5 protein-coding genes are annotated in these 7,245 nt (G+C 44.7%); 1 reads left to right on the forward strand and 4 read right to left on the reverse strand.

Annotated elements, in window-relative coordinates; all coding sequences use genetic code 11:
• Positions 1 to 466: 466 nt before the first annotated feature.
• Positions 467 to 2,218, reverse strand: coding sequence for an ABC transporter ATP-binding protein (locus tag V7K45_RS23355; RefSeq protein WP_335007351.1), 1,752 nt, complete (start codon positions 2,216 to 2,218; stop codon positions 467 to 469).
• Between the two features lie 246 nt (positions 2,219 to 2,464).
• Entirely contained in the window at positions 2,465 to 3,115 is a 651-nt protein-coding gene (locus tag V7K45_RS23360) for a hypothetical protein (RefSeq protein ID WP_335007352.1), read from the reverse strand.
• 403 nt (positions 3,116 to 3,518) lie between these two features.
• Here V7K45_RS23360 and galE point away from each other — a divergent pair, with 403 nt between their 5' ends.
• Entirely contained in the window at positions 3,519 to 4,517 is a 999-nt protein-coding gene (gene galE, locus V7K45_RS23365; protein ID WP_335007353.1) for a UDP-glucose 4-epimerase GalE, read from the forward strand.
• A gap of 160 nt (positions 4,518 to 4,677) precedes the next feature.
• Here the strand turns inward: galE and V7K45_RS23370 are convergent, their stop codons facing one another.
• Both V7K45_RS23370 and V7K45_RS23375 read right to left on the reverse strand, forming a co-directional pair.
• Positions 4,678 to 5,376, reverse strand: coding sequence for a hypothetical protein (locus tag V7K45_RS23370; RefSeq protein WP_335007354.1), 699 nt, complete (start codon positions 5,374 to 5,376; stop codon positions 4,678 to 4,680).
• Positions 5,351 to 6,622, reverse strand: coding sequence for an urease accessory protein UreH domain-containing protein (locus V7K45_RS23375; protein ID WP_335007355.1), 1,272 nt, complete (start codon positions 6,620 to 6,622; stop codon positions 5,351 to 5,353). The genes V7K45_RS23370 and V7K45_RS23375 overlap by 26 nt, the downstream gene beginning before the upstream one ends.
• Positions 6,623 to 7,245 lie beyond the last annotated feature (623 nt).

Here is a 7,245-nt window from a genome sequence, read left to right on the forward strand (position 1 = left end):
GTGATGAGGCGATCGAATCAATAGTTCTATAACTATAAAGTTATGACAAATGCAATTATTTTGCTAGACCTATTTACAATCCTTCAGTAAAGTCGGAATTTCTGAATTTTTCTTCAACGGGTCACGTCCAGGATTCCCCAATTTCGGCGTTGCAGAACAGTGGGATGAATTGGGACAAGCAGGGGGAGCAGTGTTTCGACTACGCTCAACAACCGGGGCAGAGGGGGAATTTTGGAAGTTGCTAAATCATCCCGCAAATATGCAATGCCCCAATTTCAGCCAAGCTTGAAGGTGAGTAATGGTCGTTCTGGGACTGGTTACTGGGTACTGGGGAAGAAATTTTTTAAGAATTGGTTGGGGTCTGAATCCCCATTCAAATCTTCCCAATCCCCAGTCCCTAACTCAATCATAATTCTTTCCTTCTGCCTCCTCCCTCCTGTCTCCTGCCTTCTGCCTCCTGCCTCCTTCACCGCAGTAATTCTTCAACTTGATGTTGGCTCCACAAAGTTCTATATAAACCCTGTTGTTGTAAAAGTTCTAAGTGATTTCCGACCTGAACAATTTTTCCCTTTTCCATGACAAAAATTCGGTCAGCCGCTGCCGCCGCTGATAATTGGTGCGTAATAAAAATTACTGTTTTACGTTCAGTACCACTGGAGAGATTTTTGAGGATTTTCGTAGCTGTTTGATTATCCACACTAGAGAGAGCGTCATCCAAAATTAACACTGGAGCATTGACCAACATTGCACGAGCCAAAGCAGTACGTTGCCGTTGACCGCCAGAAAGATTAATACCGCGTTCGCCAACAATAGTTTCATATTGCTGGGGAAAATTCTGAATTTCTGATTCAATTTGGGCAAGTTTAGCGACAGATTCTACCTGCTGTTGTTCGCTAACTGGATCGCCGTAGCGAATATTATTTTTGATTGTAGTGCTAAATAGAAAGCTATCTTGAGGAACGTAGGCGATCGCACCTCGTAAATCTGTCAAAGCAATCTTAGTAATATCTACCCCATCTAAAAACAATTGTCCTGATTCAATATCTAACAAGCGCGGTAAAGCATTGGCCAAAGTAGATTTTCCCGAACCAATTGCCCCAACAATCGCTACAGTTTCTCCAGGAGCAATGGTAAAGTTAACATTTGCTAAAGCTGGAGTCGTGGAACCAGGGTAATTGTAGGTGAGATTTTTAGCTGTCACTTCGCCTTTGAGTTCAGCCGCTGGCAGATGTATGGCATCGGCTTCATCTTTAATTTTTGGTGTGACAGAGAGAATAGCTTCAAGCCTATCGATACTAACTTCACCGCGTTGATAGGCGGTAATTGTGAATCCTAAAAGGGCAGTGGGGAAAACTAGACGCTCTACATAAATTAATAATGCTAAAAAATCGCCAACTTGAAGTGTGCCAGCAGACATCCGTGCCGATCCTAGCCAGATGATTACCAGCGAACTGATATTAGCTAGCCCACCAATTAGCGGAAACAGTGTATTGCGGATTTTTGCCAATTCCAAATTAGCAGTCAATAGCTGCTGATTTTTCTTGGCAAAAGCTCGACGCTCGTTAGCTTCTTGAGCATAGATTTTAATTAAGGCAATGCCACTGATATCCTCTTGGATGAGTTCGCTGATGTCAGAGAGTTGCTCTTGGACTGCTGCTTGTTGTTTGCGTAAGCGATCGCTAAACAGACTCACCAACAAGAGCATAAAAGGGTACACTGCCAGGGCGGCTAGGGTGAGATCCACACTAATTGCCAACATTACTGGCAGTGTCAGGGCGTAGGCAAACATCGTATTTGCCAAACTCAAGACCGCAAAACCTAATAACCGCTTGATATTGTCTACGTCACTAGTAGCCCGACTAATCAAATCGCCAGCAGTATTAGTGGCAAAATAACCAGGCTCCAGTTTCAGTAGGTGTTCAAAAATCCGTTGTTTCAGGTCAAATTCCACCTGACGACCCACCCCAAATAGCCAAATGCGTGATGCCATTCGCATTAGCCACATTGCCGAACTGAGCAAGACAATCACTACTACGTAATGTAGTATTTGGTTCCAGCTGAAGGTTGTCGAGAGTTTGTCAACACCAGCACGAATCAACCAAGGGATATAAACACCCAGTGCATTGACAGACAACAAAGCGAGAATGCCCAAGGAGGCTTCTTGCCAATGGGGTCGTAGGTAAGCACTGAGTTTAGCGATTCGTCGAGATTTTGCCATTAAAGCAATTGTGCAACTTTATCATCTAGATTAACTGCTAGTCCCAGAAGGCAGCTATGCAGAGGGAATATCGCTTGTGATAAATTCAGCTTTTGTTACCTCTTTTAACTGGATAGTTATTGCCGTTCGCTACTAGTAGTCCACCACAGCAACTTTAATGAAGAAATAAGTTCGTAGTCAGGACTTTAGGTCTTAAATTAAGCGCTCAAGCGCTCACTACGAACCAAGTACAGTTCTCTTGCCCGATTACCGCTGAACACGCAAGAACCTGTAAATTTCAACGAGATAACTTTCCCAAGTTCTTGTTGTCAATTGCAACGTTTCCGAATTTGGTACAAAGTCTTCAAGTCGTAAACCGCGCGTGCGAATATCTTGAGGACTTCCTTGTAATAAATAGGGAGGCACTCTCAAATTATAAGAAAGAATGCGATCGCCCGTTATATCTGAGATGTTACCTGTGGTGGGTTGCCCTAATGCCACCAGTGTCCCAGATGTTGGTGTAGCACTTGCGACAGATGTTTCACCCGTCATTGCTAGTGGCGCTCTATAAAGGAAATAGGCGACTGCTGGTGTACTTGCTAACAGCAAAATCGTCAGTGCCCAACCGATCAAGTATCCTCCTGGTTTGTCTATTCCACCTCCTTTGATTTTCTGAGCGGCAAGAATCATCAGTAAAACAGAGGCTCCTAAAGGCTTGAGTGGAAAAGATAGCATCCTCCACAACGACGCCACAGCAGGTTCATTGGGATTAAGAAATGATAGGGCTACGATTACCAAGATAACGACTAAGATTAATCGCCCGACAAAAGTTCCAGAGGGATAAAATCGCTGGAACAGAGAATAAACGATAGTGCCAATCAGCAGCCACAGCAGTACCCGGCTTAACAATAGAAACATAGACTAACTCTCAAATTTTCTGGTGCAGTGAGCCAGTGTGGTGGTGTTCGCGTAGCATCTCCGTTAGGAGAGGCAGTCCGTTTCGAGCGGGGTTGCCCCCAGAAAAGACTGCCATGCAGGGAAACCATGCATGAAACAACTGGCGACTTCTTACTGATAGCGACGTTATAAGCGCCACCCGTAAGGGTCAACCTAGAGGTTTCGGGAAATGGATTTATTTTATTGTCAAATTGTAATCGTACTGTTTGACTTAAAATTTCTCAAACCTCACACCCAATGACTACCGTCGTAGTGATTTTAGTGCAATTTTTTGACACTGCGTCTATTATTTATAATTTTCCAGAAGAGTAATCTGGTACCGGTAAACTAAATTAATTAAGTAATCTACTCAAAAGGAAAAACTATGTCGCCTGGAAAGCCTACCATTCTGGTAACAGGGGGAGCTGGATATATTGGTTCCCATACAGTGCTTGCTTTGAAAAAAGCGGGTTATAGCGTTGTCATACTTGATAATCTGGTCTATGGACATCGCGATCTAGTAGAAAAAGTTTTACAGGTAGAACTGATAATTGGAGACACCAGCGATCGCGCCTTGCTCGATCGTGTATTTAAAACCCACGATATTGCCGCAGTAATGCATTTTTCTGCTTATGCCTACGTAGGAGAATCAGTGAGCGATCCGGCCAAATATTACCGTAATAACGTCCTTGGTACTTTGACCCTGTTAGAAGCGATGCTGACAGCATCTGTAAAGAAATTTGTCTTTTCTTCTACCTGTGCCACCTACGGGGTTCCGGAATTCGTGCCCATTCCAGAAACCCATCCCCAAAATCCGATTAATCCCTATGGTGCTACAAAGCTGATGGTAGAAAGGATTCTCTCTGATTTTGATGTTGCTTACGGTTTGCAATCAGTGCGTTTTCGCTATTTCAATGCTGCCGGTGCTAATCCCGATGGCTTACTGGGCGAGGATCACAACCCAGAAACCCATTTAATTCCTTTGGTGCTAATGACAGCTTTAGGGAAACGAGAGTCCATCTCAATTTTCGGCATTGATTATCCCACACCCGATGGTACGTGTATTCGAGATTATATTCACGTTAACGACTTAGCAGACGCCCATATTTTGGGATTGGAATATTTATTAAAAGGTGGCGATAGCGAAGTTTTTAATTTGAGCAATGGCAGCGGTTTCTCCGTCAGAGAAGTGATTGCCGCAGTCGAAGAGGCGACAGGAATTTCGATACCAGTAGAAGAACGCGATCGCCGTCCTGGCGATCCCCCAGTTCTCATTGGCACCAGCGATAAAGCCAGAACAATCTTAGGCTGGCAACCTCAGTATCCATCCATCAAAGATATTGTTACTGACGCGTGGCAGTGGCATCAGAAGCGACATAAGTAAGGCAGAGGGGCAGAGGGCAGAGGGGAAAAAGGGTAAGGGGTAAAGGTTAAAGGTATGGAATTTTCCCTTCTCCTTTAACCTTTACCCTTTTCCCGACAAATGCCAAGAAGTCTAATAATTCCCCTTGTCCCCTTGTCTCCCCTGCCCCTCTGCTTCTTCCCTACTCCCCACCCCTCCTCATACTTTGCATGACGACAACTAAGATGCCGATAAATCCGAGAATTGGCAGTGCGATCGCCCAAGTTGGTAATTGTTGAGATTGACCCTCTACTAAATCACCATTGACATCTCGCAAGTTTCGTGTATTCTGTGTAGACCCGCCTCCTGCCACAGTCACTTCAAATTTGAATTCAAAGGGTTTGAATCTTGCCCCAGAAACAGGTTTTCCATTTAGTTGCAATTCATAAAGGCCTGGTTTGGGAAAGACAACTTCTGCACCTGGAATGCCTTTATAACGTTCGGCTGCCACAGGTTGTAACTGTGGTTCTAACAACGGTGGCTCTCCGGCTGCATAAGGTTCGGCATAAACAGCCAACTGACAATTACACTGTGATAGGGGAATAACCTTTCCACCTCTGCGGGTAAGTGCAAACCAGGCTTGGCTTGCTTCTCCAGCACGGGGATTATCATTTGGTTCAATGTGGAGAGTGCCGCCAACATCTGAGGCTACTTCTACCTTATGAGCAAAAGCAGGGTAAAGATTAGTTATTGATATAACTAAGCAACTCAAGAATAATAAATACTTTATCGTTCCTTGATTTTTCCAGAAAATACCTTTTTGAGGGTAACGCTTCTGTTTTTGACTCGTTGAAACGGAGCCAGATAAGGATGATTTACCGCGATTTGGTTGGGGGAACATAAAACTTTTCTACGGCTAACTTTGACCAGAAAAAGCGCGATCGCACTAGCAAAACACTGAGAGTAATCATTACCATCAGTACTGCCGCTAATTTATTTCCCCAAGTTGATTGCAAGGAACCCAGATAATGGGAACCAATCAACACAGTATGAATGGCACTCAAGAGCAAGGCTGGCACACCCAATAGATGAATCTGTCGCCAACGCTTGCCCAAAGATTTTTGCAACGATTCCCAACTTGTAAAAGCGGCGGGGGACATTAATACCAATGCTACAGCACCCGCAGCCATCCCCCACTGAAATTCTGGGGGCAGAAACGAAAAGGCGGCAAAATTCCATTGCAATGAGTGTTCTATCATGTGGAAGGTGTGAACCACAGAAAGCACAAAAGATCCCACACCCAAGCCGCGACGATAACGCAGTGGTGAAGCCCACAAGCCACTAATCGGACGCGCAATTAACGCCAAAATTAAGCAGATTAAGGCGGCGTGTCCGGTGTAATCTACCATTGTGTCACCAGTCCGCAGCAAGGTGATAACGCCAATGGTGAGTGTTACCCAACCGCCTAATCGAAACAGCTGACTGCGCCTGTCTTTACTTACCAAAGATGTGGAAACGCCTACACCTAGCATTGTGGGCAGGGTTCCCAAGCCAAAAGCCAGCATAGTAGCTGTACTCATCCATAAATTGCCAGTTTCAGCGGCTTTAATTTGGGCAGCATACAGGAAACCACAGGGCATTAAACCCCAAGTCATCCCCAAAAGCATTGGCGTCCACCATTTGGTTTTTAAGGAAAGTTTAACCATTCCGCTGCTGAGGCGATCGTGTAAACTACCTTGCAATAGGGGATGTAACACCGGAATGCGCGGTAGTAAATCGGGTTTTACTTGTCCTAAGCCAAACCAAATCAACATCACCCCAGTCAGAATAGCCATCCAGCGCCGGAAGTCGCTGCCAATACCCGCTAGCTGTCCACCTTGCAGCAATACCGAACCTAGCGCCCCAATGCCAGCACCGACTAGAGCATAGCTCAACATCCGCCCCAGGTTTAGCAGGATATGAAATTTTAATTGCTGTTGCCAAGTATCGGGCTTTTCTAAGGTTGATATCCGTCCCAAGGAGACTGTTTGTGGACTTTTCGGCTGATGAGACAGAGAAAATGCCACTGTTAGAGGGCCACACATCCCAAAGCAGTGTCCAAAACTCCCCAGAAACCCCAGGATTGCGATCAGCAACAAATCTACCATAAAAAAAGTTTTGAGTTCTGAGTTATGAGTCCTGAGTGTCCGAATAAAGATTTTGAAGAAGTAATAAGAAATTTTTTCTTTTCTTCTTACTCAGTACTCAAAACTCCTCTAGTGCGGAACTGTAAGTGAAGTTGCGATCGCTGTCAAAAGACAAAGCGTCAAACTTGATGTTTTCTCTCAGAAATGTAATTTATCTAAACTTTTGCTGACAATTGCCTAAATTCTGTTATCAAGTGCTAAGTAGGTATAGCGGTTCTTAGTTGAGTGAGATACAAGAACCCCACCCCCAACCCCCTCCCCGCAAGCCTACGGTGTACACACAAGTTTTGGCGCAGTGTATCTATCCCGCCTCGGAATCAATTCCGAGTCTCATTGCGCAAGTCCTCTAAAGAGGACTCAAAGAGAAATTCCATTTAGTCCACTTGAGTGGACTTTAGCTATTAGCCTAGAACTTAAGTTCTAGGCGGTATCAGGGTTCAGCATGAAAATGTTGGACTTGTGTGTACACGGTAGCCTTGTAGGAGAGAGGTTATACCAATTCTGTATGAAGATGCGCCAAACTACGTCAAACTTATAGATGGGTGCATTTAGTAATTTTGTTATGAGTCGTCCATTCCAAATCG

Source organism: Nostoc sp. (assembly GCF_036917375.1).
GTDB lineage: Bacteria > Cyanobacteriota > Cyanobacteriia > Cyanobacteriales > Nostocaceae > Nostoc.